The organism is Ensifer sp. NPDC090286, from assembly GCF_044769565.1.
Taxonomy (GTDB): domain Bacteria; phylum Pseudomonadota; class Alphaproteobacteria; order Rhizobiales; family Rhizobiaceae; genus Ensifer.
Genome location: NZ_JBIVYF010000001.1, coordinates 1,325,119 through 1,350,196 on the forward strand (window position 1 = coordinate 1,325,119; position 25,078 = coordinate 1,350,196).

The 25,078-nt window shown below is 64.2% G+C and carries 30 protein-coding genes; 13 read left to right on the forward strand and 17 right to left on the reverse strand.

The genetic code is table 11. From position 1 onward, the window contains the following. Positions 1-135: 135 nt before the first annotated feature. Together ACIQUG_RS06625 and ACIQUG_RS06630 are read left to right on the forward strand one after the other, a co-directional pair. Positions 136-717 carry a hypothetical protein gene (locus tag ACIQUG_RS06625; RefSeq protein ID WP_402318814.1) on the forward strand — a complete coding sequence of 194 codons (582 nt, stop codon included), beginning with the start codon at positions 136-138 and terminating at the stop codon, positions 715-717. 148 nt (positions 718-865) lie between these two features. Beyond that, a complete protein-coding gene (locus tag ACIQUG_RS06630; protein ID WP_256364293.1) occupies positions 866-997 on the forward strand; it encodes a hypothetical protein in 132 nt (43 codons plus the stop codon). Here ACIQUG_RS06630 and ACIQUG_RS06635 read toward each other — a convergent pair. Continuing rightward, positions 981-1,181 carry a hypothetical protein gene (locus ACIQUG_RS06635; protein WP_402318817.1) on the reverse strand — a complete coding sequence of 67 codons (201 nt, stop codon included), beginning with the start codon at positions 1,179-1,181 and terminating at the stop codon, positions 981-983. The genes ACIQUG_RS06630 and ACIQUG_RS06635 overlap by 17 nt on opposite strands. 143 nt (positions 1,182-1,324) lie before the next feature. Between ACIQUG_RS06635 and ACIQUG_RS06640 the strand changes: the two genes are divergently transcribed. Continuing rightward, positions 1,325-2,074, forward strand: a complete 750-nt coding sequence (locus tag ACIQUG_RS06640) for an SDR family oxidoreductase (protein ID WP_402318819.1) — start codon at positions 1,325-1,327, stop codon at positions 2,072-2,074. An 89-nt stretch (positions 2,075-2,163) separates the two neighbouring features. On the opposite strand, the gene ACIQUG_RS06645 is transcribed toward ACIQUG_RS06640, so the two are convergent. Further along, complete coding sequence (locus tag ACIQUG_RS06645) at positions 2,164-2,616, reverse strand: Lrp/AsnC family transcriptional regulator (protein WP_402318822.1); 453 nt, start codon at positions 2,614-2,616, stop codon at positions 2,164-2,166. A gap of 114 nt (positions 2,617-2,730) precedes the next feature. Between ACIQUG_RS06645 and ACIQUG_RS06650 the strand changes: the two genes are divergently transcribed. Further along, entirely contained in the window at positions 2,731-3,714 is a 984-nt protein-coding gene (locus ACIQUG_RS06650; protein ID WP_402318825.1) for a nucleoside recognition domain-containing protein, read from the forward strand. A 25-nt stretch (positions 3,715-3,739) separates the two neighbouring features. Here ACIQUG_RS06650 and ftrA read toward each other — a convergent pair whose 3' ends face one another. Continuing rightward, positions 3,740-4,774, reverse strand: a complete 1,035-nt coding sequence (gene ftrA / locus ACIQUG_RS06655; protein ID WP_402318828.1) for a transcriptional regulator FtrA — start codon at positions 4,772-4,774, stop codon at positions 3,740-3,742. A gap of 84 nt (positions 4,775-4,858) precedes the next feature. Between ftrA and ACIQUG_RS06660 the strand changes: the two genes are divergently transcribed. From ACIQUG_RS06660 to ACIQUG_RS06670, 3 genes are all read left to right on the forward strand, one after another. Continuing rightward, positions 4,859-5,290: a rhodanese-like domain-containing protein gene (locus ACIQUG_RS06660; RefSeq protein ID WP_205238400.1), complete on the forward strand. Its 432-nt coding sequence runs from the start codon at positions 4,859-4,861 to the stop codon at positions 5,288-5,290. A gap of 188 nt (positions 5,291-5,478) precedes the next feature. Further along, positions 5,479-5,955 carry a GNAT family N-acetyltransferase gene (locus ACIQUG_RS06665; RefSeq protein WP_043622477.1) on the forward strand — a complete coding sequence of 159 codons (477 nt, stop codon included), beginning with the start codon at positions 5,479-5,481 and terminating at the stop codon, positions 5,953-5,955. 597 nt (positions 5,956-6,552) lie between these two features. After that, complete coding sequence (locus ACIQUG_RS06670) at positions 6,553-6,960, forward strand: hypothetical protein (protein ID WP_402318833.1); 408 nt, start codon at positions 6,553-6,555, stop codon at positions 6,958-6,960. Between the two features lie 43 nt (positions 6,961-7,003). On the opposite strand, the gene ACIQUG_RS06675 is transcribed toward ACIQUG_RS06670, so the two are convergent. Together ACIQUG_RS06675 and ACIQUG_RS06680 are read right to left on the reverse strand one after the other, a co-directional pair. Further along, positions 7,004-8,236: an HlyD family secretion protein gene (locus tag ACIQUG_RS06675; protein ID WP_402318836.1), complete on the reverse strand. Its 1,233-nt coding sequence runs from the start codon at positions 8,234-8,236 to the stop codon at positions 7,004-7,006. A gap of 3 nt (positions 8,237-8,239) precedes the next feature. After that, the gene (locus ACIQUG_RS06680; protein ID WP_402318839.1) at positions 8,240-8,716 is read right to left on the reverse strand and encodes a hypothetical protein; all 477 of its coding nucleotides are present in this window, start codon (positions 8,714-8,716) and stop codon (positions 8,240-8,242) included. Positions 8,717-8,986: 270 nt separating this feature from the next. Between ACIQUG_RS06680 and ACIQUG_RS06685 the strand changes: the two genes are divergently transcribed. Then, on the forward strand, positions 8,987-9,712 hold the full coding sequence (locus tag ACIQUG_RS06685) for a class I SAM-dependent methyltransferase (protein ID WP_402318842.1): 726 nt from the start codon (positions 8,987-8,989) through the stop codon (positions 9,710-9,712). A gap of 38 nt (positions 9,713-9,750) precedes the next feature. On the opposite strand, the gene ACIQUG_RS06690 is transcribed toward ACIQUG_RS06685, so the two are convergent. Together ACIQUG_RS06690 and ACIQUG_RS06695 are read right to left on the reverse strand one after the other, a co-directional pair. Continuing rightward, positions 9,751-11,019 carry an NAD(P)/FAD-dependent oxidoreductase gene (locus ACIQUG_RS06690; protein WP_402318844.1) on the reverse strand — a complete coding sequence of 423 codons (1,269 nt, stop codon included), beginning with the start codon at positions 11,017-11,019 and terminating at the stop codon, positions 9,751-9,753. Between the two features lie 138 nt (positions 11,020-11,157). Beyond that, a complete protein-coding gene (locus tag ACIQUG_RS06695) occupies positions 11,158-11,472 on the reverse strand; it encodes a DUF1272 domain-containing protein (RefSeq protein WP_402318847.1) in 315 nt (104 codons plus the stop codon). 70 nt (positions 11,473-11,542) lie between these two features. Here ACIQUG_RS06695 and ACIQUG_RS06700 point away from each other — a divergent pair, with 70 nt between their 5' ends. After that, complete coding sequence (locus tag ACIQUG_RS06700) at positions 11,543-12,577, forward strand: GlxA family transcriptional regulator (protein WP_402318849.1); 1,035 nt, start codon at positions 11,543-11,545, stop codon at positions 12,575-12,577. Positions 12,578-12,585: 8 nt separating this feature from the next. Here the strand turns inward: ACIQUG_RS06700 and ACIQUG_RS06705 are convergent, their stop codons facing one another. Next, positions 12,586-13,170, reverse strand: coding sequence for an isochorismatase family protein (locus ACIQUG_RS06705; protein ID WP_402318852.1), 585 nt, complete (start codon positions 13,168-13,170; stop codon positions 12,586-12,588). Between the two features lie 6 nt (positions 13,171-13,176). After that, positions 13,177-13,641 carry an Lrp/AsnC family transcriptional regulator gene (locus tag ACIQUG_RS06710; protein WP_043622517.1) on the reverse strand — a complete coding sequence of 155 codons (465 nt, stop codon included), beginning with the start codon at positions 13,639-13,641 and terminating at the stop codon, positions 13,177-13,179. Between the two features lie 189 nt (positions 13,642-13,830). On the opposite strand from ACIQUG_RS06710, the gene ACIQUG_RS06715 reads away from it, so the two are divergent. Beyond that, positions 13,831-14,550 (forward strand): aspartate/glutamate racemase family protein, encoded by a 720-nt coding sequence (locus ACIQUG_RS06715; RefSeq protein ID WP_402318855.1) that lies wholly within the window; start codon positions 13,831-13,833, stop codon positions 14,548-14,550. Between the two features lie 65 nt (positions 14,551-14,615). On the opposite strand, the gene ACIQUG_RS06720 is transcribed toward ACIQUG_RS06715, so the two are convergent. The 4 genes from ACIQUG_RS06720 to ACIQUG_RS06735 all read right to left on the reverse strand — a co-directional run bounded on the left by ACIQUG_RS06720 (position 14,616) and on the right by ACIQUG_RS06735 (position 17,904). Next, positions 14,616-15,506, reverse strand: a complete 891-nt coding sequence (locus ACIQUG_RS06720) for a GrpB family protein (RefSeq protein WP_402318858.1) — start codon at positions 15,504-15,506, stop codon at positions 14,616-14,618. After that, positions 15,507-15,899 carry a glyoxalase/bleomycin resistance/dioxygenase family protein gene (locus tag ACIQUG_RS06725; protein ID WP_402318860.1) on the reverse strand — a complete coding sequence of 131 codons (393 nt, stop codon included), beginning with the start codon at positions 15,897-15,899 and terminating at the stop codon, positions 15,507-15,509. Positions 15,900-15,951: 52 nt separating this feature from the next. After that, the gene (locus ACIQUG_RS06730; protein WP_402318862.1) at positions 15,952-17,232 is read right to left on the reverse strand and encodes an FAD-dependent oxidoreductase; all 1,281 of its coding nucleotides are present in this window, start codon (positions 17,230-17,232) and stop codon (positions 15,952-15,954) included. 267 nt (positions 17,233-17,499) lie between these two features. After that, a complete protein-coding gene (locus ACIQUG_RS06735) occupies positions 17,500-17,904 on the reverse strand; it encodes a winged helix-turn-helix transcriptional regulator (RefSeq protein WP_402318865.1) in 405 nt (134 codons plus the stop codon). Positions 17,905-18,106: 202 nt separating this feature from the next. On the opposite strand from ACIQUG_RS06735, the gene ACIQUG_RS06740 reads away from it, so the two are divergent. Together ACIQUG_RS06740 and ACIQUG_RS06745 are read left to right on the forward strand one after the other, a co-directional pair. Continuing rightward, the gene (locus tag ACIQUG_RS06740) at positions 18,107-18,991 is read left to right on the forward strand and encodes an NmrA family NAD(P)-binding protein (protein WP_402318868.1); all 885 of its coding nucleotides are present in this window, start codon (positions 18,107-18,109) and stop codon (positions 18,989-18,991) included. A gap of 205 nt (positions 18,992-19,196) precedes the next feature. Continuing rightward, positions 19,197-19,580, forward strand: coding sequence for a VOC family protein (locus ACIQUG_RS06745; protein ID WP_192446668.1), 384 nt, complete (start codon positions 19,197-19,199; stop codon positions 19,578-19,580). A gap of 106 nt (positions 19,581-19,686) precedes the next feature. Here ACIQUG_RS06745 and ACIQUG_RS06750 read toward each other — a convergent pair whose 3' ends face one another. From ACIQUG_RS06750 to ACIQUG_RS06765, 4 genes are all read right to left on the reverse strand, one after another. Then, positions 19,687-20,901, reverse strand: a complete 1,215-nt coding sequence (locus tag ACIQUG_RS06750) for a multidrug effflux MFS transporter (protein WP_402318872.1) — start codon at positions 20,899-20,901, stop codon at positions 19,687-19,689. A 166-nt stretch (positions 20,902-21,067) separates the two neighbouring features. Further along, the gene (locus ACIQUG_RS06755; RefSeq protein ID WP_402318875.1) at positions 21,068-21,862 is read right to left on the reverse strand and encodes a class I SAM-dependent methyltransferase; all 795 of its coding nucleotides are present in this window, start codon (positions 21,860-21,862) and stop codon (positions 21,068-21,070) included. Between the two features lie 96 nt (positions 21,863-21,958). Beyond that, the gene (locus ACIQUG_RS06760) at positions 21,959-22,615 is read right to left on the reverse strand and encodes a histidine phosphatase family protein (RefSeq protein ID WP_402318878.1); all 657 of its coding nucleotides are present in this window, start codon (positions 22,613-22,615) and stop codon (positions 21,959-21,961) included. Positions 22,616-22,639: 24 nt separating this feature from the next. Then, entirely contained in the window at positions 22,640-23,392 is a 753-nt protein-coding gene (locus ACIQUG_RS06765; protein ID WP_402318880.1) for a pyridoxine 5'-phosphate synthase, read from the reverse strand. Between the two features lie 473 nt (positions 23,393-23,865). Here ACIQUG_RS06765 and ACIQUG_RS06770 point away from each other — a divergent pair, with 473 nt between their 5' ends. Continuing rightward, a complete protein-coding gene (locus tag ACIQUG_RS06770; protein WP_192446673.1) occupies positions 23,866-24,978 on the forward strand; it encodes a hypothetical protein in 1,113 nt (370 codons plus the stop codon). Positions 24,979-25,078 lie beyond the last annotated feature (100 nt).

The window sequence follows — 25,078 nt, forward strand, 5'->3', positions numbered from 1 at the left end:
GTGGCGCAAGCTGGCGAGTTGATGTCGTTGAACATTTACGATGGCGGCTTGCAGTTACATCGAATCACCACTTGCCTATGTCCCGCGCTTGCGCCACCTTCGCGAGTATTTTGAGGGCTGACGTAGGGACCCATAATGGAAGCGTTTACGAAGGACGGCCTGCTTGCATTGGACCCAGACGTTAGGGCGTTCACGCTCGTGGGTGCCTACCTGGGCTACTTTGCCCTTCTAGAGGCCGGCGTCAACGACGCCGTGAGCAGCGTCCTTGAGATCAAAGGCCTTCGAGCGGCGATCGTCGCTCGCAACATGTCCTTCGATGACAAACTTAAAACTCTACGCGCTCTCGTTGCAGAATACATCCACGACAAGGAAGAGGCCAGAGCTTTCGATGACCTAGCCAAACGGGCCAAGAGGTGCGGCGAAAGCAGAAACATCATCGCTCACACACCGTTCCGCCGAAGTGAACAGTCTGACGGAGTTGAATTTTTCGCCACCTCTGCAAACAGCACGTTTAAGTACATCGATATGGATTGGACCATCGATGAGTTTTTGCAGCAGATCGACAACATCAACGAGATTGACAACTCGCTGCGCTCGGTCGGGACGAGAATGTCGATCCAGCGGATCGCTGAAGCGCTACTGAAGCCGAGCAAACTAAATCCTCCCTCAAACATGGGCGGTTTGTTCGGGCTGGCCCAAAGACAGGTAGATCCCTAAAATAGGTTGTGGAGGCTTGCAGACCAGGGGAACCGGGCCTGAGGTCCGGCTCCCTATTCAGGCATGCGGGATTAGCAGCCCTGGCGCGCCCTTGGATAGTGGGGTGAAAGCGGGTATTTCTCGTCCATCAACCAGAGGAGTCTAGGTGATGGCTAAAGGTCAGGTTCGCAGCAACAAAGAGGTGCGCAAGCCGAAGAAGGACAAGGTCGAGAAATCGGCGGCGCCAGCCCTTGGCTCGCAGGTAAAGAATAGCGAGAGCGCGCTCAACAAAAAGAAGTGACCCTACTCGGGTGACAAACCGGTACGGGGCGGCCACGGCCGCCCTTGCCAGATTGGAAAAGCCGCCCGGTGAAAAATTGGGCGGCTGCGATTGGTACAGTCTGGGTGCGCCGCACATGGCGGATCGCAGCCGCTTCGATCCGCACTGCGCCGCAATGGCCGCTGCCGCTCTCGATCTTCAGCATCTTCCTCCCTCCTTGTCGACCCGGGCTATGCCGCCGGGGCGATTGAAAATCTGCGCTGTCACAATCGCCGATCGGAAATCGGGTGGGCGCTGATGCCCGCCGGCAGTAGTCAGGGCGCCTCAATCAAGAGAAGGGAAAAGTCCATGACCATGCTGCAAGACAAGATCGTGATCGTCACCGGTGCGTCCTCCGGCATCGGCCGCGCGGTCGCGAGACTCTTTGCCGCCGAGGGCGCGAAGATCGTCGCCAACGCCCGCGGTGAAGAGCAGCTCGACGCCGTCGTCGAAGCGATCCGCGAGGACGGTGGCGAAGCGATCGCGGTTGGCGGCGACGTCACCGCGGAAGACACCCATATCCGGCTGGTGGAAGCGGCGCTCAAGCATTTCGGCGGCCTCGACATCGCCGTCAACAATGCCGGCGCCGTCAACGTCATGAAGCCGGTCGCCGAGATCACGCTTGAGGAATGGCAGCAATCGCTTGCCACCAACCTCACCTCCGCCTTCCTCGGTGCCCGCCACCAGATCCCGGCGATGCTTGAGCGCGATGGCGGCTCACTGGTCTTCACCTCCACTTTCGTCGGCACCAGCGTCGGCATTCCCGGCATGGCCGCCTATGGTGCGGCAAAGGCCGGGCTGATGGGCCTCGTCAAGGGCATCACCGCCGACTATGGCGCCAAGGGCATCCGCGCCAACGCGCTCCTTCCCGGCGGCGTCGACACGCCGGCGGCCGGCAGCAAGGAGAACAAGGAATGGGCCGCCGGCCTGCATGCGATGAAGCGCATCGCCCAGCCGGAGGAAATCGCTCAGGCCGCCCTCTTCCTCTCCGGCCCGATGGCAAGCTTCGTCTCGGGTGCGGCTCTCTTTGCCGATGGCGGCAACGCAGCGGTCAAGTGACGGCCGCCGAAGCGCCGGGGAGACTGTTCCCCGGCGCATGTTCGGCAAGCCTGTCGCCGGCGGTCGCCGCTACTGCCGTTCCGCGACCCTCACACCGGGATCTCCGTCGTCTCCTTGCCGGTGCGGATCACAAACGCCGTGTAATAACGCGCCACGTTGGTTTCCTCGCGAAACAGCCGCTCGGTCAGCGCGTCCAGCTCGTCCATGTCTTTCAGCCGCAGCATCAAAATGGCGTCGGTCTCGCCGCTGACGCTATAGGCCTGGACCACCGCCGGCTCCCTGGTCGCCATGTCGAGGAAGCGGCGGATGTATTGCTCGCCGTGGCGCTCGAGTTCGACGGTGATGATCGCCTTCATGGTGCGACCGGCCTTGGCCGGATTGAGAACCGCGACGATGCGGTCGATGACACCCGCCTCATGAAGCCGCCTGATGCGGCGCAGGCAGCTCGAAGGTGACAGGCCGACTTCGGCCGCAAGCTCGGCATTGGTGCGCGACGCATCCTGTTGCAGGAGCCTCAAGAGCTTGCTGTCGATCTTGTCCATGTTCGTCCCCGTTTCGGCCCAATGCAATTTTATTGCACGAAAGTGCATATTTTGACCACAACTGCGAAGCGCCTCGCGTTAGTCCTTGGACAACAAATTCAAGGAGAGACCGCCATGCCCGTTCTGATCATTTTTTACCGCAAGACACTCGCCACGCTCGAAGTCTACTGGGACCTGGTGCGCATCATCGTTCCCGTCACCATCGCCACCCATGTGCTGCAGGAACTCGGCGTCATCCGCGCCGTCGCTCCGGTTTTCGAGCCGCTGATGACGATCGTCGGCCTGCCGCCGGAGTTTGCCTTTGCCTGGTTGACGGGCCTGCTCGTCGGCATCTGGGGCGCCGTGGTGGTCGTCTTCACGCTGGTGCCGGTCTCGGAGCTGACGACCGCCGACATGACGGTGTTTTCGGCGCTGATCCTGGTAGCGCACGCGATCCCGATCGAGCAGCGCATCATCCAGAAGGCCGGCCCGAGCTTTCTCGCGACCGCCGTGATCCGCATCGGCGGCGGCCTGGTCTTCGCAGCGCTGCTCCACCAGGTCTTCGCGCTGACCAGCTGGCTTTCGACGCCGCTGGCGCCGAGCTGGATACCGGCGAACGAGACGGCCACCTGGACCGGTTTTGCGTGGAGCACGCTGAAGACCCTTGCCACCATGCTCGTCGTGCTGCTCTCGCTGAGCTGGCTGATCGAGATCCTGAAGCTTGTCGGCATTCTCGGCTGGCTGAACCGGGGCATGGCGCCGCTCTTCCGTCTGGCCGGCATCCAGACGCAAACGGTGCCCTTCACCGCCGTCGGCGTGCTGCTCGGGATTTCCTATGGCGGCGCGCTTCTGATCCGCGAAGCGCGCGAGGCCAAGGTCGAGCCGCGCCAGGTCTTCCTCGCCTGCGTCTTCATGGGCTTCACCCATAGCCTGATCGAGGACACGCTGGTGGTGGTGGCACTGGGCGCGGATTTCGCCAGCGTCTTCTTCGGCCGGCTGGTCTTTGCCATCCTCGCCACCGCGATCATCGCCCGGGTGGTCGTTTTAGCGCCGGACGCCGTGTTCTTCCGCTCCTTCTTCCGCAAGGACGGCGGCGAGCCCGCCCTGTCGGAGGCTTGAAGCCTGCAATCGAGGCGCGGCGGCGCTACTCCGCCGCGACCTCTGTAGCCAGTGCAGGACCCGGCATCCGCCCGAAGGCGGCGCGATAGGCGGCGGGTGTCGTGGAAAGCTGCTGGCGGAAGTGGTGGCGCAGCGTCTGGGTTGAGCCGAATCCGGAAGCCTCCGCGACCTGTTCCATGCCGAGCGCCGTTTCCTCCAGCAATTGCCGGGCGCGGGAAAGCCGCTCGGACAAGAGCCAGCGCGCCGGCGTCGTGCCGGTCGCCGCCTCGAAGCGGCGCAGGAAGGTGCGCTCGCTCATGCCGGCCGCCTTTGAAAGCGCCGCAATCGAAAAATCCTCGCCGAGCCGCGCGCGCATCCGGTCAAGCAGCGGCCCGAGCCTGGCGCTCTCGTGCACATCCGGCACCGCCCGCTCGATGAACTGCGCCTGGCCGCCATCGCGATGCGGCGGCACGACGAGCCGGCGCGCCACGCGGTTTGCGGCCTCGCTGCCGAAATCGCGGCGGATCAGATGCAGGCAGAGATCGATGCCGGCGGCACTGCCAGCCGAGGTCAGAACCTGGCCGCCATCGACATAGAGCACGTCCGGCACCACCTCGATATCAGGGTAACGCGCCTTCAGCTTGTCGGTATAGCGCCAGTGGGTCGTCGCCCGGCGGCTCGAAAGCAGCCCAGCCGCCGCCAGCACGAAGACGCCGGAGCAGATGGAAAGCACGCGCGCGCCGCGGGCGTGGGCATCGCGTAGCGCCGCGCACACCGCTTCCGGCACTGGCTGGTCGGCGCCGCGCCAGCCCGGCACGATGATCGTACCGGCCTGCCTCAAAAGCTCGATGCCGCCGTCGGCGACGAAGCGCACGCCGCCGGTTGCCCGAAGCTCGCCCGCATCGACCGAGGCGACGGCGAAGCGATACCAGCCCTCGCCCATTTCCGGCCGCGGCAGGCCGAACATTTCGACGGCGACGCCGAACTCGAAGGTGCAGAGCCCGTCATAGGCGAGCGCCACGACGAGCGGGTTTGTGAGTGGCACGGCAGCGGAAAACGACTTTGGCATGATCTTGAGCATATATGGCAATGTTGCCAACTGCCAGCCCCGATCGAGCGCTGCTACACATCTCCTCGTCAACACGCACACCCCAAGGAGAGCCCGATGAGCACCGTCACCGAAATCGCCGCCGCATCGCCTGAAATCGCCATTGCCCATTTCGCCGGGCGCCTGAGCGTCGAGACCGATTGCTCCGACGTCGCCCAGGCGCTGAAGAGCGGCGATCAGGATTTCGTGCTGCTGCACGTCGTCGGCTCGGATGCGGCCTATGCCCGCCGCCATGTGCCGGGCGCGATCCACCTGCCCCACCGGCAGATTTCGGCCGAGCGTCTGGCCGAATGGGCGCAAGACACCCTGTTCGTCGTCTACTGCGCCGGCCCCCATTGCAACGGCGCCGACCAGGCCGCACTCAAGCTCGCCCGCCTCGGCCGGCCGGTGAAGCTCATGATCGGCGGCATCACCGGCTGGGAGGACGAAGGTCTCGCCTTTGCGACCGGCGCTGCCCCCGGCGAAGCGCAGGCGCTGCTCGCCGCTTGAGCCGGCGCCGAAGGCCCTTTGCAGCGCCGCACGCCTTGTCGGATGCACGGCACTGCAGCATTTTGGATCGCGGTCGGTTTCAGCCTGAAATCGATCGCGATTGCAGCCGATGATGCGGTAGGATCGCCCCTTCACCGGGCCTCCGTAACCCGCGCCGGCCCGCTAACCCCTTTGCACGAGGTATCGCGATGACCGCGTCACCCCTTATCGTCCGCCCATTCGAACGAGATGACGTCGCCTGCGTGCTGCGGCTGATGCGCGACCTTGCGGTGTTCGAAGGCTACATCGACGATTTCCGCGTGACCGAGGGCGATCTGATCGCGCACGGGCTTGGCGACAACCCGCGCTTTGGCGTGCTGGTCGCCGAACTTGACGGCCGCGTTGTCGGCATCGCCGTGCACTACGTCATCCCCTGGACCTACGACCTGAAGCCGACGCTCGTGCTGAAGGAGCTTTTCGTCGATGAAACAGCACGTTCCCTGGGCGCCGGCGCGGCGTTGATCGCGGCGCTGAAACGCCACGCGGCGGCGATCGGCGCGCCGCGCATCGAGTGGTCGGTGCTTGCGAGCAACGACGATGCGAAGCGCTTCTATCGGCGCCAGGGCGCCGTGCTCGACGCAATCTGGGAGCCCTGGGCGCTTTCGATCGGGAGTGATGACGCCTAAAAGAATGTGTCGGGATCCCGGCTTTGCCCCTGCGGGCTATTGTCAGGAAAATCCTGGCCCTATCGGGTGAATAAGTTGGGGATTTTCCCGTAACCCAAATTGACTATTAAAATCCCCTTAAATTCCATTGCTTTCAGCGGCCGGTTTTGCCACACTGTACTTGCGATTGCGCCCCGGAAGTATGCAATCCCCGGAAGAGTATGCATGCTTGCGGTTATATTGCAGTGCAGTTGCTTTATTAATTTGATTGCGCGCTTGAGCCTCCGTCCCCACGGGGGCTCAATCATTTTTGCAGACCCCCTTTGGGTCCGTGACCGACTGGCATTGTCGGGACTTTCCAGAAATCGTTGCAAGATGTAGACGCAACGGAAGATAGCGCCCCGAACGGGTCGCTCCCGCCACGATTGCCGCAGGCCATTCTTGAAAATCAGACGTCTTTACACAGCCCTCGCCCTGATGCTGCTTGCCTCCCCGAGCGCAGCCGGTTCCTTCGAGACCATGTCCGAGGAGGAGGTCGCAACCTATCTCCTGTTCGGATTGGATCGGCATGCCCCGGCACCGCCCGGGCTCTTGACCTTTTCCGCGCCGGCAAAGCCTTTGACCGTGGCCATCGCCATGGTGGAAGGCTCCCAGCGCGCCGAAATCGGGCGAATTACCGTCGAGCGCACAGGGGCTTGCAGCTTCAATGCGGAGCTTTCGGACACGGGTGCGCTGGCGGTCTTTCGGGCGGGTACGTTCTCTGTCGATTTCACCGCCCTTGAAACTGTCGAGACCAGCAAGACCGACGATGCAGCCGTGACGATCCTTGCCGGGGCGAAGATGCGGTGCCTCGCGTCACAATTCGACGGCGCATGCGACCGTTTCAACAGCGAGGACGCCCCGCGCGGGCTTTGGCGCTGGAGGATCGGCCCGATGGAGAAGGACAAAAGTGGGAATTTGCAGACCGACCGGGCAAGGCTGAAAGGAGCCGTGGCTTATATGAAGGGCAAGATCTGCGTGCGATAGGCACCGGCCGGGATCGAAAACCCCGGCCGGCCTGGCTTGTCCCTTAGTGCCCGCCGAGCACCAGCGTCTGCACCGGCAGCATCAGCGCCTGGATGCGCAGGATCGCCGCATGCACGAGGCCGACCGCATCGACGCCGTGAAGATAGACCCATTGCAGCGTGCTGATCCCGGGCTTGTCCAGTTCTTCGTGGTTGCTGGTATAGGCATTGGCGATGCAGCTGCTGCCGGGCGGAACGTCGTCGAGCACGCCCGGGAAAAGCGGCTCCATAACCACGGTGAGCGTACCCGGCTGCGAGATCTGCGCGACGTCGATCAGCTGGTCGCTGGCGCGCACCTGGCCGGCGGCGATCACGTCCTGAACCTCGGTGACGACAAGGGGGATGATGGTGAACGGCTTGCCGACACAGGTCGCCTCCCCGATCATGCCCACCTTCATCACCTGCGCTTCGATCTGGCCGAAGCCGGCAACGAGCCGCGCCCGGCCGGCATCTTCGGGAACGAGCACGCCCGCGGGCCTCAGCAGCGGGTTGACGATTTCGCCGACCCGAAGGGTGAACTGTTGCAGCGTACCGGACACGCCGGCGCGCACGGTGGCCTTGGTAATGTCGACCTCCGCCTGTTTCAGCGCCGCTTCGGCGCTGGCTTTCTGCGACGGCAACAGCGAGGAGAGCTTCGTCTCGAGTGTCTGCTTGTTGGATTGAGCCGCCGTCAGCGCGCCCTTGCGCCCTTCGAGATTGACCTGCCGACGCTCGATCTCGCGCCGGGCGACAACGTTGGGGTTGAGCTTGTTGAGCTCGACCTGGGTGTCGTACTCGTCCTGCGCCTGCTGCACGGCGGCCTGCGCCTGGACGATGACACCATCGGCAGCGACGAGTTCGGTACGAGCGACCGTCAACTCGGCGTCGACCTCGGCGATCTGGCGGCGGGCGACTTCGGCGGCAGCCTCCTCCTCCGAACTGTCGAGCTTGAACAGCGGCTGTCCCGCCTTCACCTTCTCAAAGCGCGTGGCATAGATCTCCGTGACACGACCATTGGTCTCCGGCAGCACGGCGACGGTGCGGAAAGCCGCAGTCACGTTCTTCGTCGACGGGTGGAAGTAGAAGATCAGCGTGATCAGCGAGATCGTCAGCACGATGCAGGCGGTGATGCCCCAGCGCAGCTCGAACCAAACAGAATAGATGGTGATCTCGCGCCCGATGCGCTTTCCCTGGCCGTAACGGCGGAAGAGATAGTCGGGCAGGATGGTCAGCATCGAGCAAAGGATGAACTCGAACATGGCTTATGCCTTCCCTTCCGTCGTCGGCTGAATGGGCAACGCGCGGGGCTGGAACTGCGGCTCGGCCGCTGCAGGCTCGGACGCTGCCGGCTCGGTATCGGCCACCGGCTTCTCCACGGTGACAGGTTGGTCGACAACCTTGCCGGCAATTTTTTCCAGCGAACCGGCGATAGACGATAGCGGCGAGGAGAAATCGGGCAAATCGATCAGCGCCAGCAGCAGGGCCGCGCCCCACAGGAGGTTGTTGTGGGTGAGCAGCGACAGGAGCGCCAGGACCGCGACCAGTTCCAGCTGGATCTTGTTGGTCTTGTGCGCCATGACCTCCGGCAGCGAGTGCAGCCGCAGATAGAGCGTGCCAAGCGCGAAGATGGCGACGATCAGGAAGACGGCGACCGCATTGAGGAGCCAGTCGGACTGGCCGGGTGCCGTAATAAAGCCAGGCAAATGATGGATGGCGAGAGGATGGACGGCTTCGGACATTAGGCCTCCACAAGACGGGCTGAAGCGAGAGAATCGAACATTAGCACCACGCTAGAAAAACAAAACCAAAAGCTTGCGCGCAACCGTGACTTGACGCCGGGTTGCTGCGCGACCTATCAGTTCGATGCGCTAGCGCTTTGAAATGCCGCAGCTTTCGAGCAGGATCCTCGACGGCGTGCTGTTCCCGGGGGAACGGCGGCAGATGCCAGCCCGTCCTATCGCGCGCCTCATGCACGCGCGCCCCTGCCCGCTGCCCCGAAGGAGACCGAGATGGCCCAGAACATTTATGACAGCGAAGAATTTTTCGAAGGCTACAGCCAGCTCGGGCGCTCTGTGCACGGGCTCGAAGGGGCCGCCGAATGGCCGGCCATCCGTAGGTTGTTGCCGGATCTTGTAGGCAGCCGCGTCGTCGATCTCGGCTGCGGCTATGGCTGGTTCTCGCGCCATGCCCGCGAGGCCGGCGCCGCCCATGTGCTCGGGCTCGACCTCTCCGAAAAGATGATCGCCCGCGCCAAGGCCGACACGTCGGATCCGGCGATCGACTACAAGATCGCCGATCTCGACCAACTCGACATGCCGCAAGCGAGCTTCGACTTTGCCTACAGCTCGCTCGCCTTCCATTATGTCGAGGATTTCGCCCGGCTGGTCGCGACCATCCACCGGGCGCTGGTCCCCGGCGCGCATTTCGTCTTCACCATCGAGCACCCGATCTACATGGCCTCGCTCAACCCCGGCTGGCGCATCGCCGATGGCGAGCGCACCTGGCCAGTCGACCACTACTCGGCCGAAGGTCCGCGCACGACGAACTGGCTGGCGAAGGGCGTGATCAAGCACCACCGCACGATCGGCACGACGCTGAATACGCTGATGGGCGCAGGCTTTGCCATCCGCCACGTCGAAGAATGGCGGCCGACGCAAGAGCAGATCGCCGAGACCCCGGCGCTTGCCGAAGAGATGGACCGGCCGATGATCCTGATCGTGAAGGTGCAGAAATAAGCCACGACGGCGGCCATGACATTGGCCGCCTCTCGCCCTTAGCCCTTCTCCTTCAACGTCTCTTTCTGGGTGATCAGCCGGGCGCTGTGCTGGCCGCTCAGATACGTCCAGAACCAGCTCCATGCGACGGCGAAGCGGCTGCGGGTGCCGATCAGGAAGTAGATGTGGGCGATGCCCCAGATCCACCAGGCAAGCGCGCCTTTCAGCTTGAAGCGGCCGAAATCGATGATCGCGGCGCGTCGACCGATGGTCGCAAGGCTGCCCTGGTGGCGGTAGCGAAAATCAGCCGGAGGCTTGGCGCCTGAAAGCCGCGCGCGGATGACGTCGGCCACATAGGCGCCTTGCTGCTTGGCGGCGGGCGCAATACCCGGCACCGGCTTGCCGCCGTCATAGGTAACGGAAGCCGTATCGCCGATGACGAAGACGTCGGGGTGGCCGGGCGCCGTGAGATCCGCACCGACGATGGCCCGGCCGGCGCGGTCGGCCGCAATACCCAGCCAGCGGGCGGCGGGCGATGCCTGCACACCGGCGGCCCAGACGAGGGTGCGGCTGCCGACGAATTCGTCGCCGATGACAACGCCCTCCTCCGTGCAGGAGGTCACAGGCGTGCCGGTGCGCACCTCGACGCCGAGACGTTCCAGTTCCTTGACCGCATAGGCAGACAGATCCTCGCTGAAGGCGGCGAGAATGCGCGGCCCTGCTTCGACCAGGATCACGCGGGCCTGCCGGGTGTCGATGCGGCGGAATTCATCGGGAAGCGTCCGGTGCGCCATCTCGGCGATGATGCCGGCAAGCTCGACGCCGGTCGGGCCGGCACCGATGACGGTGAAGGTCAGGAGGGCTGCACGGAGATCGGGATCCTCCTCCAGCTCGGCGCGCTCGAAGGCGAGAAGCACCCGGCGGCGGATCGTCGTCGCGTCCTCCAGCGTCTTCAGGCCGGGCGCGAAGGGTTCCCATTCGTCGTGACCGAAATAGGCATGCGTCGCCCCGGTCGCCAGCACCAGCGTGTCGTAGGCGATCCGCTTTCCGTCCCGGAGCACCACGGCCTTTCCGGCCTCATCGACATCGCTCACCTCGCCAAGCAGCGTCGTCACCTCCGGCCGGTCGCGCCAAAGGCTGCGGATCGGCCAGGCGATCTCGGAGGTCGCGATCAGCGTCGTTGCGACCTGGTAGAGCAAGGGCTGGAAAAGATGATGGTTGCGGCGGTCGATGAGCGTGATCCTGACCGGCGCGCCGGCGAGCCCCTTGACGAGCTGCAATCCGCCGAACCCGCCGCCGACGACGACCACATGATGCCTGTCCTGCATGTTCTTCCCAGTCGGCTTTCGACTGGCCTTCCGTTGGACATGCCACAACATTGGGGTTGTGGCAGCCAAGCACAAGCGCAACCACCTCATGTCACCCTTGCAAAAAGTCAAGAACGGCGCGGAAAGCCGCCGCTCCGGTCAGCGCTCCTTCGGCGCGAGGTGCCGGATCCGCGCCACATGCGCCTGAATATCCTCCGCCGTGAACGGCGAATGGCGACGAACGTCGCTCGCGGGATCAAAGCCGAGGCCAAGGCGCTTTTCCGGGCGAAAGGACCGCAGGGGCCGGATCGGTCTTGGCGCAAATCCGCCGCCGCAGGTCGGGCAGACATTGTGAAGCACCGTTTCCGCGCAGCTTGCGCAATAGGTGCATTCGTAGCTGCAGATGCGCGCGTCCAGAGAGGCTGGCGGCAGGTCGCGGTCGCACAGTTCGCAGTTCGGTCTGATTTCCAGCATGGTCGGCTCCAAGGGTGACGGATAATGGACCCGCTTGCTCCCATGAAAAGCGTTTGGCATAAATGACAATATGCCCTCGTTTTACGCCAAACCCGAAAAAGCCGCGCGAACCGTCGCGATCGTGCTCTTCGACCGCACGAAGCTGATCGACGTGACCGGCCCGCTGCAGGTCTTCAACGACGCCCGCACCGCGTCGGGCTCCCGGGCCTATTGCATCACCCTGGTCTCCGAGTGCGGCGGGCCGGTCGCAACGGATACAGGCGTTGCGCTCGACACAAGCCCCTTTGCCGATTGCGCCCCGCCCGACATCCTGCTCGTCTCAGGCGGGCAGAGCGCTCTCGAGGCGGCGAATTCGGAAGCGCTCCAGGCGTTCCTTTCGGCCATGGCCGGCCGATGCCGGCGCCTCGGCTCCATCTGCCTCGGCGCCTTCATTCTGGCGCGCGGCGGCCATCTCCATGGGCGGCGGGCAACGACCCATTGGGAGGATTGCGCGCAGCTGCAGCAGGATTTCCCAGAGATCGAGGTGCGGGAGGATTCGATCTTTGAGGAAGATCGCGGCATCTGGACCTCAGCCGGCGTCACCGCCGGCATCGACATGGCGCTGGCGATGGTCGAAGAGGACCTCGGCCGCAGCGAGGCTTTGCGGCTCGCGCGCTCCCTGGTGCTTTACGTCAGGCGCACGGGCGGCCAGCGCCAGTTCAGCGCCGCCCTGCACCAGCAGATGACGAGCCGAAGCGACCGCTTCGATACGCTGGTGGCCGAGATCCGCGCCGACCTGGCAGCCGACCTCTCCGTGCCGCGGCTTGCGGAGATGGCGCGCATGAGCGAGCGCAATTTTTCCCGCCTGTTCACGCAAGAGATCGGGGCAAGCCCGGCGCAGTTCGTCGAGGAACTGCGGGTCGATGCGGCCTGCGAGGCGATAGAGCGTGGGGATGTGTCCGTCGCGCAGGCGCCGTTTCTCTTCGGCTTCGGGAATGCCGAACGCCTGCGCCGCGCCTTTCAGCGCCGCAAGGGCATCGCGCCTTCGGACTATCAGGCGCGCTTCGGCCCTATAGCGCCACGCGCCTTGTCAGACATGCAATTGGCCGACAGCATGAATCGGTGAGAGGAAACTTACGTGGCCGCGAAGGCGATATCCTCCGCCGCATCCGTGAGCACGATCTCGTCGCCGAGCGACCACTCGGCCGCCCGCGCGGCCAGTCGCGCCGGCACCATCGGCGAGCGGCCGGGACCGGGCGGCACGTCGTAGGTCGCATGCGCATCGTTGGCGAGGATCACGGTGAAGTCCTTCGCCATCGCTGTGCGGGCCGTCGCCGCCAGGCACATTTCCGAAAGCATGCCGCAGATCGCGATCGTCTCGATCTTGCGCGCCCGAAGCTGGTCTTCGAGGTCAGTGCCGTCGAAGCCGTCGTCGTTCCGCTTGCGCACCACCACCTCCCCGGCCTTCGCGGGAAAGAACAGCTGCCAGCCCTCGGTCTCCGGTTCGTCGACGGCGCCCTTGGGTCCATCGTTCTGCAGGAAGATCACCGGCACGCCGGCCGCGCGCGCATTCTGCAAAAGCAGGCCAACGGCCCGCTGCAGGTCGACATGGCCGGGCACGGCTTCCGGCCCGGAAATAAAGGCCCTCTGCACATCGACAATCACCAGCGCATCGGCAACCTCGCCGCCGACCGCCTGGCTCACTGCATCCTTCGTCATTTCGCCTCACACCGCATAATCGACCGGCACCGCCGTGCCGCTCTTCAGGATTTCCATCGAGATCGAGGCGGAGACGTCGAAGAGTTCGACCTTGCGCACGATCTGCTTGTAGACCACGTCGTAATGCTCGACCCGCGGCAGCACGACCTTGACGATATAGTCATGATTTCCCGTCAGACGATGGGCCTCGACGATTTCGGGGATGTCGCTGATCGCGCGGCGGAAGGTCTCGATCCATTCGTCCGAGTGATGCGCCGTCTTGATCAGCGCAAAGACGGTGGTCGGCACGCCCATGCGCTCGCGGTCGAGCACGACGATGCGCCTGGCGATGTAGCCCGCCTCCTCCAGCCGCTGGATGCGGCGCGAACAGGCCGAAAGCGACAGGTTCACCCGCTCCGCCAATTCGCCGACAGCCACGCTTGCATCCTGCTGCAGCAGCGCGAGCAGCTTCCTGTCTCTATCGTCGAGCACGCCGATCCCTCCCATGATCTGAAATTCATACGCCTCATATTTGCACATTTTCTCATACATGCACAAACAGATCGCGCGAAACACCGCTTTCGATCCGATCAAAGCGAACCATTGCCGCCGACCCTGCGGCATAGTTCCTCCCATCAAACGACGGCCGCAACGGACGGCGGCAACAGCGGACAGAGAGGAATGGTTATGCGCAAGATCGGTCTTATCGGCGGCATGAGCTTCGAAAGCTCGGCAGTCTACTACCGCATGGTCAACGAGGCCGTTCGCGAGCAACTGGGCGGGCTGCATTCGGCCGAGGTGCTGCTGCATTCCGTCGATTTCCAGTCGATCGTCGACCTGCAGAAGGCCGGCCGCTGGGAAGACGCCGCCAAGCGCCTTGCCGATGTCGCCCGTGGCCTTCAAGCGGCCGGTGCGGACTGCGTGCTGATCTGCACCAACACCATGCACCTGATCGCCGATGCCGTTCAGGCGGCGATCGACATTCCGCTCATCAACATCATCGACGAGACGGCTATGCGCCTGAAGGCGGCTGGCAGCCGCCGCCCGCTGCTGCTGGCCACGCGCTACACCATGGAACACGGCTTTTACGCCGAACGCATGAGAAGCCACGGCATCGACATCCTGGTGCCGGATGCGGACGGCCGCACGCTCGTGCACGACGTCATCTTCGACGAACTCTGCGCCGGCAAGGTGCTGCGCTCCTCCCGCCGAGCACTGATCGAGTTGATCGACAAGGCTGAAGCGCAAGGCGCCGACTCCGTCATCCTCGGCTGCACCGAGATCTGCCTGACCCTCGACCCCAGGGCCCTGCCGCTGCCGGGCTTCGATTCCACCGCGATCCACGCGGATGCGGCGGTTGCGTTCGCGCTGGAAGGTATCTGCCTGGCGCGAGCGGCTTGAGCGCAACGCTCAGGCCTTGAGGCTGTACCCGAGGATGACTCGTCCGGGTCAGGCCCGGAGATGATTTAAGGGTTGCGCGCAAGCGGCCGCAGAAAGACACGCTCGTAGCTCACGAATGGCGGATCGTCGGCATATCGCGCATTGGCGGCAATGCCATCCGGATCGGCGGCGACATCCCTGCGATAGCGCAGATACGCCGCCTCGTCCGGAAAGCTGAAGAGCGCGACGGCGATGTCGCCGGCGCCGTCTTCGCCCACCCCCGGAAAGCTGGCGCCGACGCCTACGGGTTTTTCGCGCGGCACGAAATAGCCGTGGTGCGTCCCGCCGTGCCGCTCGATCAGTGCCATCCAGGTCTGCGCATAGGCCTCGAACTCCGCCAGGCCGCCCGGCTTCAGCCGGTAGCGGATCTCGCAGGTGATGGATGTCTGTGACATAGCGAACTGATCTCCCGTCATCCGGTCTTCGCGCTCGACGATCGCGTTGATGAAGCTCGTCTTCTCAGTGGTGTAGCGATCCCCGTCATAGCGATAGGTCTCGGCGAGGCTGGCCTTCAGCGCCGCATAGGCTGAGGCGGTGTCCGCATGCCCGCGCAGATGGTCGCGGAAGACCAGGCGCCGTCGATGGGTCTCGTTGTCCGGCGGGCAGAGATAGATCCGCTGTTTCGGCTCACTCCGATGCAGCATGAAGGCCCAGACATCGTCGTCGTAGCGGTTGCCGCGCGCCTGATAGCCGGCCGAAACAAGCAAGGCACTGGCAGCCGCAATGTCGGACAGCCCCCTCAAGGTCACATCGATGTCGATGACGGCCTTTGCCGGCATATCGGGCACGGCCGTGCTGCCGATATGATCGACAGCAATCACCAGCGCACCCAGGATGCGCCTGAGTTCCTGCGCGATCTCCAAGTAGTGCTGCGGCCAGCTGGTATCATAGGCAACGATCTCCACCCGCGTCGCCATTCAGAGCTCTGCCTCGTTGTCGACGCCGCCCTCTCCCGGGCGCGGCCCGCGAAGGCCGATGCAATTGCCCCAGGGGTCGCGCACCTGGCACATCCACAGCCGCTCCTGGATCGCCATCGGCCCGCGATAGAGATGCGCGCCGAGCGCCTCGAAATGGGCAAGCGCCCGATCGAGATCCGCGACCGCCCAGTAGACGACGGAACCCGCAGCCCCGCTCGCCACCTTCTCGTCGGCCTGGACGATCTCGAGATCGATCGCGCCGATCCGCAGATAGGCAAAATCAAAGGCGGCAAGAAACCGGCGTTCAGCCTCAGGAAATGCGCGCTGATACCAGGCAAGACCCGCCTGCGTATCGGCCACATGCACGAGGATGGCCGCCACGCCGTCCGCCATCAAACCCTCCATCCGCCATCCGGATCGCCTTGATACAGGATTCGCGGCCGTCTCAGGTGGAAATCGCCGAGGCGCCCGCTTGGCCGCGCTCGTCCGCGCCGCCTCCCACCGCCTGCCAGTCGCATTCGGCCAGTCCCGCCGGCCTGAACGGATCGACCAGCGTGCCCGAGACGATCGATGCGAGCAGCGCCTGCATCGGCGGTGTGCGCGCGACTGTGGCCACCAGCCGGTCGCGCAGCCAGGCGAGAGCCGTCGAGTCCGACTGGTAGAAGGGCGTGAAGAGAAGCGACAGCAGCTGGAACAGCGCGACGTGATTGCGGCGTGCGGCGGCATAGGCGGCAAGCGCGGCATCGAGATCGCCGGCCGTCTCCAGCGCATGCGCAAGTGCTGCGACATCGAGCAGCGCCATGTTCGCCCCCTGCCCGAGCTGCGGGCTCGTCGAATGGGCGCTGTCGCCGACAAAGGCGATGCGGCCGCAGACCGGCGGGCGCATCGTGCGGTGCGCATAGCGCGCCAGCGTCAGCTGCTCCCAGTCCCTGATCTGATCGAGCACCGGCGCGCAATCCGGCCAGTAGTCGAGAATGCGCACCTTCCAGCGGTCAAGCCCGGCCTGCCGTATCGCCTCCGCGTCCGCTACCCTGAGGCTCCAGAAGAAGGCGACACGGTCGCACTCGCCTATCCGCGCGCGGCCCGCCGGCAGGATGCCGATCATAACTTTCGCGCGGTCGTAGCGCTGCACCAGTGCGTGTGGATCATGCTTCAGACCGTCGCTGTCGAGCGTCGCCCAGAAGGCGCCATAGGCAAGCTCGCGCACCTTGGGCGCGACGGTCGAACCGGCAGCGAGCACCGAGCGCGCGCCGCTCGCATCGATCACCAGATCATAGGCGCCCGCCTCATGCCCCTGCGCATCCAGCAGCACGGCCTTGCCGCCCGCCATGCGCACACCGGTCAGCGTGACGCCGGTCTTGACCGGCAGCCCGGCCGCGGCGACGGCGTCATGAAGCGTATTGAACAGGGCCGCGCGCTGCACCGCCAGCCCGAAGCGCCCACCGGCAAGCGCATCATAGCGCACGTCGAGCACGGTGCGTCCGGATCTGGCATCGGCGCCATAGAGCCGGTCGATCCGGCTGCCGAGCGCGAGAATCGGATCGAGCAGACCGAGCGTGTTTAGGACCGTGAGCCCCGTCGGCTGCAGCATCAACCCCGAGCCGACAGGCGACGCCACGTCGAAACGCTCGAGGACCTCCACCCGATGGCCGCGCCGCGACAGCATCAGTGCCGCTGCCAGCCCCGCCGGGCCGGCGCCCGCTATGCCGATATGAAGTGTCTTCATGGTTCCCCTAGGTGACGCCAATGATCGGCGAAACTATAGGGAAAATCAAAGTGCTAGGGCAAGGTCACGGCAGCGGGACACGACGTCGCGCGTGACGGTTGACGTCGCGTCATGCCGCAAAGGAGCGACTGCCGCTCATGTGGCCTGCCGGGCAACCCGAAGAGAGGGGCGACCCCCGCAAGCGATCGTCGGAAACACATAAGGAAGGCGCGCGACACAGGCACGCGAACGCGCCCACGCCAGCGAGGCACAGTGGAGCGATCGCCCCTACCCCTCCGCGTCATAGACCTCGCGCGCGGCCCGAATGGCGCCGTGGTTTTCCACCGACCAATCGACGAAGTGCTTGAGCAGACCGAGCAGCGAGCGGCCGAGATCGGTCAGCGCATATTCGACGCTCGGCGGCTGCGTCGGGTAGACGGTGCGGTGGATGTAGCCGTCGCGCTGCAGGTCGCGCAGCGTCTGGGTCAGCATGCGCTGGGAGATGTCGGGGATCAGCCGGCGGAGCTGCGAGAAGCGCAAGGGACCGTCGGCGAGCGACAGGATCATCAGCGAATTCCACTTGCCGCCGATGTTGTCCATGACGTCGCGGACCGGGCAGTTTTCCATATCCATCGGCACGCCGCAGACGATCGCCACGCGCCTGCCCTTCATGTCCCCGGTCGGTTTGTTCATCGGCGGTACCCTTTTTGTAACCACAGCAGAAAAAACTGCCTCCTTTACAGCCCTACCTCGATTACGGGATAAGAGCAAGTCTCAAAAAGAGACCATGTGCCGGCGCACCTCCCAGGCGACGGCATGAAGAGCCGGCGAGACCTGCGCCGCGGCGTTCCGCCCGCGTTTTCCGTCTCGGCCCAAACAGGAAAAGGTAAAGACCATGTCCGATACATTGCTCGTCACCGGCGCTACCGGCCAACTCGGCAAGCTTGTGCTCGACCAGCTTCTTGCGTCCGGCGCCGCACCGAGCCGGATCATCGCCACCAGCCGCGACACGGCCAAGCTCGCCGATTACATCGCCAGGGGCGTCCAGGCCCGCGTCGCCGATTTCGACGATCCCGCTTCGCTCGACCAGGCCTTTGCCGGCGCCGACCGGATCCTGATCATCTCAACCGACGCGCTGGACCAGCCGGGCAAGCGACTGAAGCAGCACCTTGCTGCCGTCGCGGCCGCGAAGAAGGCCGGCGCCAAGCACATTGTCTACACCTCGATGCCGAGCCCGGAGACCTCGGTCATTCCCTTCGCGCCCGATCATCTCGGCACCGAAAACGCCGTCAAGGCAACCGGCATTCCCTACACCATCCTGCGCAACGGCTGGTACATGGAGAACCTGTTCATGGCGCTGCCCCATGCGCTTGAGACCGGGCAATGGTATTCCTCGTCGGGCGAAGGCCGCCTCGCCCACATCGCCCGCGCCGATGCCGCCAAGGCCGCAGCCGCAGCCCTTGCCTCCTCCACCGGCGAGAGCCACACCTACACGCTGACCGGCGGCGAACTGCGCTCGACGGACGAGATTGCCGCCCTTGTCGCCAAGGCAACCGGCAAGCCGCTCAACGTCGTTCACATCTCCGACGAGGCGCTTGCAGGCGGTCTGAAGAGCGCCGGGCTGCCGGACTTCCTTATCCCGATCGTCGTCTCCTTCGACGCCAACACCCGCGAGGGCCACATCGACATGGTGACGAGCGATGTCACGGCGCTGACCGGCGCAACGCCAGTGACGCTCGCCACCTTCCTCGAAGCGAGCAAAGCGCAACTTGCGGGCTAAGCGGTAAGCCAACCGGCGGGAGCCCGGGCGTTTGCGCCGGGCTCCCGCAACGATGTGCCACGCTGTCGGCATCGGGCGGGCACCAGGCGCCCGTCCCGCGGCGAGACAATCCTCGCCATGATCGCCGGCGTTATTTGTTCTTGCTTTGTTCACATCTTCGCTCTATGAATTCTCCCGGCTTCACCGCTTCAAAAAAGGGGACATCATGAGCGTTTATCTGACCGTCGGTGCTTTGGATTCCGCCAGATCCAATGCCTTCTACGATGCCGCCTTGGCGACGATCGGCTGGAAGACGCACACGGAATTTCCGGACTGGCGCGCCTATTCCGAAGGCGGAACCGGCAATGGTCCCGTCTTATGGGTCTGCAAGCCCTTCAACAACGAGCCGGCAAGCGCAGGAAATGGCTCGATGGTCGGCTTCATGGTCCAGTCCCGTCAGGATGTCGATGCCTTCTACCAGGCGGGCATGGCCAATGGCGGAACAGATGAGGGCGCCCCCAATCCGCGGCCGCATTATGGGCCTCACTGGTACGCCGCCTACATGCGCGATCCCGCCGGAAACAAGATTTCCGTTGTCTACAACGGTTAACCATCGCTGCCTTGGCGGAGCACCGTAACCGAACATCCGAAACGCCGGGCCCGCCGGCATGGGAACGTTGATGCCGCCACACGGGCTTGGCAGCGTTTGCCGCTCGCTAGCGGATGGCCTCCACCGGCGAAGCATCGGCCCTCAGCGCAAGTTCGGCCAGAATAAGCGCCCCAATGCCGGCGAGAAAGAAGCCGGCCGAAAGGTTGAGCGTCGTGCCATCGTAGAAGGCCCCAACCGCGATCGAAAACACCGTCGCGACAAGGCTGGAGCCGGAGGCGATCAGCGACGCGCCGAGACCTGCCACCTGCCCCAGGGAACGCATGGCCATGGCGTTGAGATTGCCGAACAGCACGCCGACCGCAAAGAAGGCGGCAAAGCCGAGCATCAGCAGCACCGCAAGCGGCGGCCGCCCGCCCCAGTAGAGCGAGGCCACGAGCATCGCCAGGCCGGCGGCGGCCAGGCCCACGAAGCCCCGGCGCGCCATCGCCTCCGCGCCGAAGCGCTGCACGAGCTTGGCATTGAGGAACGAGGCCAGCCCGATGCCCGTCGCCAACATGGCAAAATAGAGCGGAAAGGTCTCGCCGATCCCGTAGGCGTCGAAGAAGAGGTCGGCCGCCGTGCTCAGATAGAGAAGCTGCGCGCCGAAGACGAGCCCGGTCGCAACGATCAGCAACGTCACCCGCCGATGCGACAGGATGCGCCGGCCGTTCGACACGAGAAGCCGCGGGCGAAAGGGGATGCGTTTGTCGGCCGGCAATGTTTCCGGCTGCCGCATCACCAACCACAGGCCAAGAAGGCCGGCCGCCGCAAGATAGACGGCAAAGATGCTGCGCCAGCCGGCCACGGCGATGATCCCTTGCGCCAGCGTCGGCGCCAGCATCGGCACGAGAATGAACAGCGTGAACATGAACGACATCACGCGGGCCATGGCGTCTCCCTCGAACTGGTCGCGGATCATCGCCCTCGTCGCGATCTTCGGCCCGGAGACGCCGACACCCTGAAGAAACCGGCCGAGGATGACCATTTCGAGCGAGCCCGCCACCATGGCGACGACCGTTCCGAGCGCATAGACGCCAAGGCCCAGGACCAGCGCCCTCCTCCGCCCCATTGCATCGGAAAGCGGCCCGAGCAAAAGCTCTCCGAACGCCATGCCGAGAATGAACAGCGAAATCACATGCTGTGTGGAAAGCGGCGGCGCGACGCCGACATCGGCGCCGATCTGGCGCAGCCCCGGCAACAGCGCGTCGATGCTGATCGAGGTCAGCGATGTCAGAAGCGCATAGAGAACGATGCGCTCGCGAAAACTGGTGGGAGATGTCATTGGCCGCACATATGGGAGAACTGAGGCTCAACCTATAGCAGTCTTGCCGCAAGATGCGTGCGGCGATCGCGAGATTTCTCCGCAAATTTTTTGAGTACTTTCCCGCCACGAAGCGCGTGAAAACAAGAAGCTACCGCATCGACCACCCGACCATCGAAATACAGGTTTAGTCTTTGACGGCAAGAAACAGGCCGCTTTCCTTCTGCACTTTCAATACGCCGCCGCCTTCTGCGAAGGCAGAGTGGATCGCTTCCTTGAAGGTTGAAAGTTGATCGTCTCCGGCTTGGTCTCCAGGGGGAAAGGACGTCAGCGCCAGGTACACGTCGTTCGGATCGGTGACGACCATATGGGCGGGATGAATGTAGCGCTTAACATTTCCAAACCGCTCCTGAAGCAGCGCCTCGGCGTGCGTGAACCCGAAGGCGGCAGCGGCCGGATCATAAGGTGTTCCGCCAAACGTCGTCGTCAACTCGTAGAGGCGGCGCATATTGTTCGCGCCGTTGGTCGTGACCGCCAGGAAACCTCCAGGCTTCAGAACGCGAAACATGTCGGCGACCGCCGCCACGGGATCGGCCACGTGATAGAGCATGTGCATGGCGACAACGCCGTCGAAACGCTCATCCTCGAACGGCAACGCCGCCGCATCCGCCACCCCGCCACTCACCGACCCGAACGGCAACGACGCACAGCGTTTCATCGCTTCATCGACCATGCCTTGAGATAGATCCGTCAGGGTGAGATCGAGATCGCGAGGGACGGCGTCCGTCACCGCCTCCCAAAACCATGCTGGACCGCAACCGACATCCACGATCCTGTCGCCGGCCTTCAAGGGAAGGTGGCTTGCGATCCACGGGAACCACGGGCGATCCGATACAGTGTACTGGGATGCAAGACGCGCTCGTGCTGCGAGGTTTTGGCTGTTGCCGTACTGTTTTGCATTGCCCGTTGTCAGTGACGTCACCTCGGCCTCCTCGATCGATTGTCCGCTTCGGCGGCTTCTCATCGAGATGGGGCCAGCCGCATACCACCCTGTCAGCCTTGAAAATACTCTTCTTGATCAATGGCCTGCAGCGATGCCACCGCCTTCAGCCTGAAGCCGCAGATGCGCGGCATCCGCCAGGCTGACGACGGCTCGGTTCCTGAAAAAATCATCCTGACGCAGATGGGTGATGCTTCCGGATTTCGCCGGGAAACTCAAGAAACCGGCGGCCTCGATCGGAACCTTCATCCAGGCGGCCATCACCAGCGTCAGCGTGAAGCCGTGGGTGACGATGATCTGCGTCGGACAAGGCCTCGCCACAATCGCTTCGACGCAAGGGTAGACCCGTAGCGCCACGGCGCGGCGGGTTTCTGCACCCTCGATGCCGCAATCATAATCCAGCCTGTCGTCGTCAGGCGCCACGGTATAGCGCGCATCGAGCCAGGCCTGCGGTTTGCCGCCGGCCACGCCATAGCTGATTTCGCGAAGGGCGGCAGTTTCCGTCACGGGCGCGCCGAGGCGCGCGGCGATTGCCGCCGCCGTTTCAGCGGCGCGCAAGAGGTCGGAGCTGAAGATCTCGACCTGCCTCCCACCGACAAGGGTCGCGAGACGCTCGGCCGTGGCCGCCGCATCCTTTCGGCCGCGCTCGGTCAGGCCGGTGTCGTACCAGCCGCCCACCCTGCCCTCGACATGGTGGACGGACTGCGTGTGGGTGACGACGAAGATTTCCTTCATGGCGAAGGCGCCTCAGACCTCTGATCAGACCTCCTGGCCGCAGGCGCGGCGGAAGCGGCGCACGGTCTCGGCCATGCCGTATTCCAGCGCATCAGCCGTCAGGCCGTGGCCGATCGACACTTCGGCCAGGTCCGGAATGTGTTTTGCAAGCAGCGGCAGGTTGGCGACCGTCAGGTCGTGGCCAGCATTGACGTCGAGACCGAGTTCGGCCGCCATCGCCGCTGTACGGCCGAGTTCGCCGGCGATCTTCTCGGCCTTCTCCGGATCGTCATAGCAGCCGCCATAGGGGCCGGTGTAGAGCTCGATGCGGTCCGCACCCGTTTCCTTGGCGATGCGTAGCGCCTCCATGTCCTCGTCGCCATCGGCAAACAGCGAGACACGAAAGCCCTTCTTTTTCAGCCGGCCGACGACATTGCCGAGCAGATTGTGGTTCTTGCGGAAATCCCAGCCGTGGTCGGAGGTCGCCTGCGCCGGATCGTCCGGCACCAGCGTCACCTGCTCCGGCCGGTGCGCTTCGACGAGACCGAGGAACTCCTCGTTCGGGTAGCCTTCCATGTTGAATTCCGTCGCCGGGAATGCACCGTCGATCAGGTCGCGGATCGGCTGCAGGTCGGAAAAGCGGACATGGCGCTGATCCGGTCGGGGATGCACCGTCAGGCCGGCGGCCCCTGCTTCGAGCGCGATGCGCCCGAGCGCGGTGACGGACGGCCAGGGCAGATCGCGCCGGTTGCGAAGCATTGCGACGGCATTCAGATTCACGGACAGTTTTGCAGGCATGTCTGAACTTTCCAGAGGCGGGGCCGCTCACGGCCCGATGCGGGCAATGTGGATGCAATGTTCTACTGCATATTTACCGAAAGCAGAAACGGTTTGAGGTCGGGATTATGCAGCAATTCCAAGGAGTACCAATGCAATGGCCGCGGCAATGGCGCGCAGTGCATTTGCCCGCCTTGTCTTGATCGAATCTTGACAATCGATCTCTCTAATATGCAGGAAAGCTCAATCACCGGATCGAAACCTTCGCGCCGACGGCACGTCGGCTCCGGGTGAGCGGTCACCGCTACGATCTGTCACAGGGATTAAGGACGCAATTTTTACGTTTATTTCAGAAAAAACTCAAATTTGGCGTCTATCACCCCTGACAACCACTTCTTTTGGCCTTAACTTTCCGAATCAGATCGAATGGCCTTGGCCTACGCCGCGATCGCCTTCATAGATTTTTAGATCACATGACCCTGGAGCAAGCACCGATGACGACGGTCGAAAGACCCTGCGATGAGACGATACGGCGGACGCTCCGTCGCATCCTCGAAAGCAAGGCTTTCGCGCGTTCCGAGCGCTTGCGGGCGTTTCTTTCCTATGTCGTCGAAAAAGAGATGATCGGCGAAGGCCATCAGCTCAAGGGCTACTCGATCGCCATCGACGTCTTCGACCGGCCGCAGGCCTTCAACGCCGACAGCGACCCGCTGGTGCGCGTGCATGCCGGCAAGCTGCGCAAGCTGCTCAAGGCCTTTTACGAGGGCGATGGCGCCGACGAGGAATGGCGCATCGCCATCCCCAAGGGCACCTACGTTCCGGAATACCGCCACGCGCGGACGGAAGTGGCCGAAACGGTCGCCCCCGCGTCGCGCCAGCCGAAGCCGGCCAAGCGACGCTTTGCCGGGCATCGCCCCGCCTGGCCGCCGGCGCCGCTCTCTTCGCCGCTCTCCGTTCTGAGCGTCCTGCCGCTGTTGCTCTTTGCGCCGATGCCGTCGCAGGAAATGACGCTGGACCTCGACGCCCAGGCCAAACTCTTCAACGCCCGCCACGCCACCGAGCGGGTGCTGCCCGCCGTCACCGTGAAGCTCAGCGGCGCCGAGAACAGCGACGCGAAAGCCTTCGCCACAGCGCTTCGGCTTGCAGCCCAGCGTCACAAGACGCTGGCGCGCGCCACCGACGGCGACACCGGCCGCCCCGTTTCGCGCAACTCCGCCCTCTCCTTCACCGTGCAGGTGACCTGGTACGAGGCGCCGGCCCAGGGTATTCGCGTCACGCTCTCCCATGACGGCGAGACTGTGCCGTTGCGCCAGGACTTCATCACCTGGAAGCGGCTCGAGACCGAGCCGGACCTGCTTTTCGAGAGCATGTCGCTCGCCGCCGAACTGTTTTCGCTCGATGGCGAGATCTACAATCACGCCCGCGAAGAGCAGATCGAAAGCCCGCTGATGGGCTGCATGGCCGCCACCCAGCGCTATCGCAAGCACCTGACCCGCGACACTTTCGAGACCGCCTGGTCCTGCCAGCAGAAACTCTCGCCGCTGCGCGGCGACGAACCGCTGTTCATCCTCAGCGCCAACAGCCCGCTCAAGGTCATCGGACACTGAGCGTGCCCGGCGGGGCCGGCAAGAGCCGGCCCGCATGAAGCAACTGCGGACCCCGGTCCAGCATACTCACCCGCCTTACTAAAGACTGGTCATATTAGCG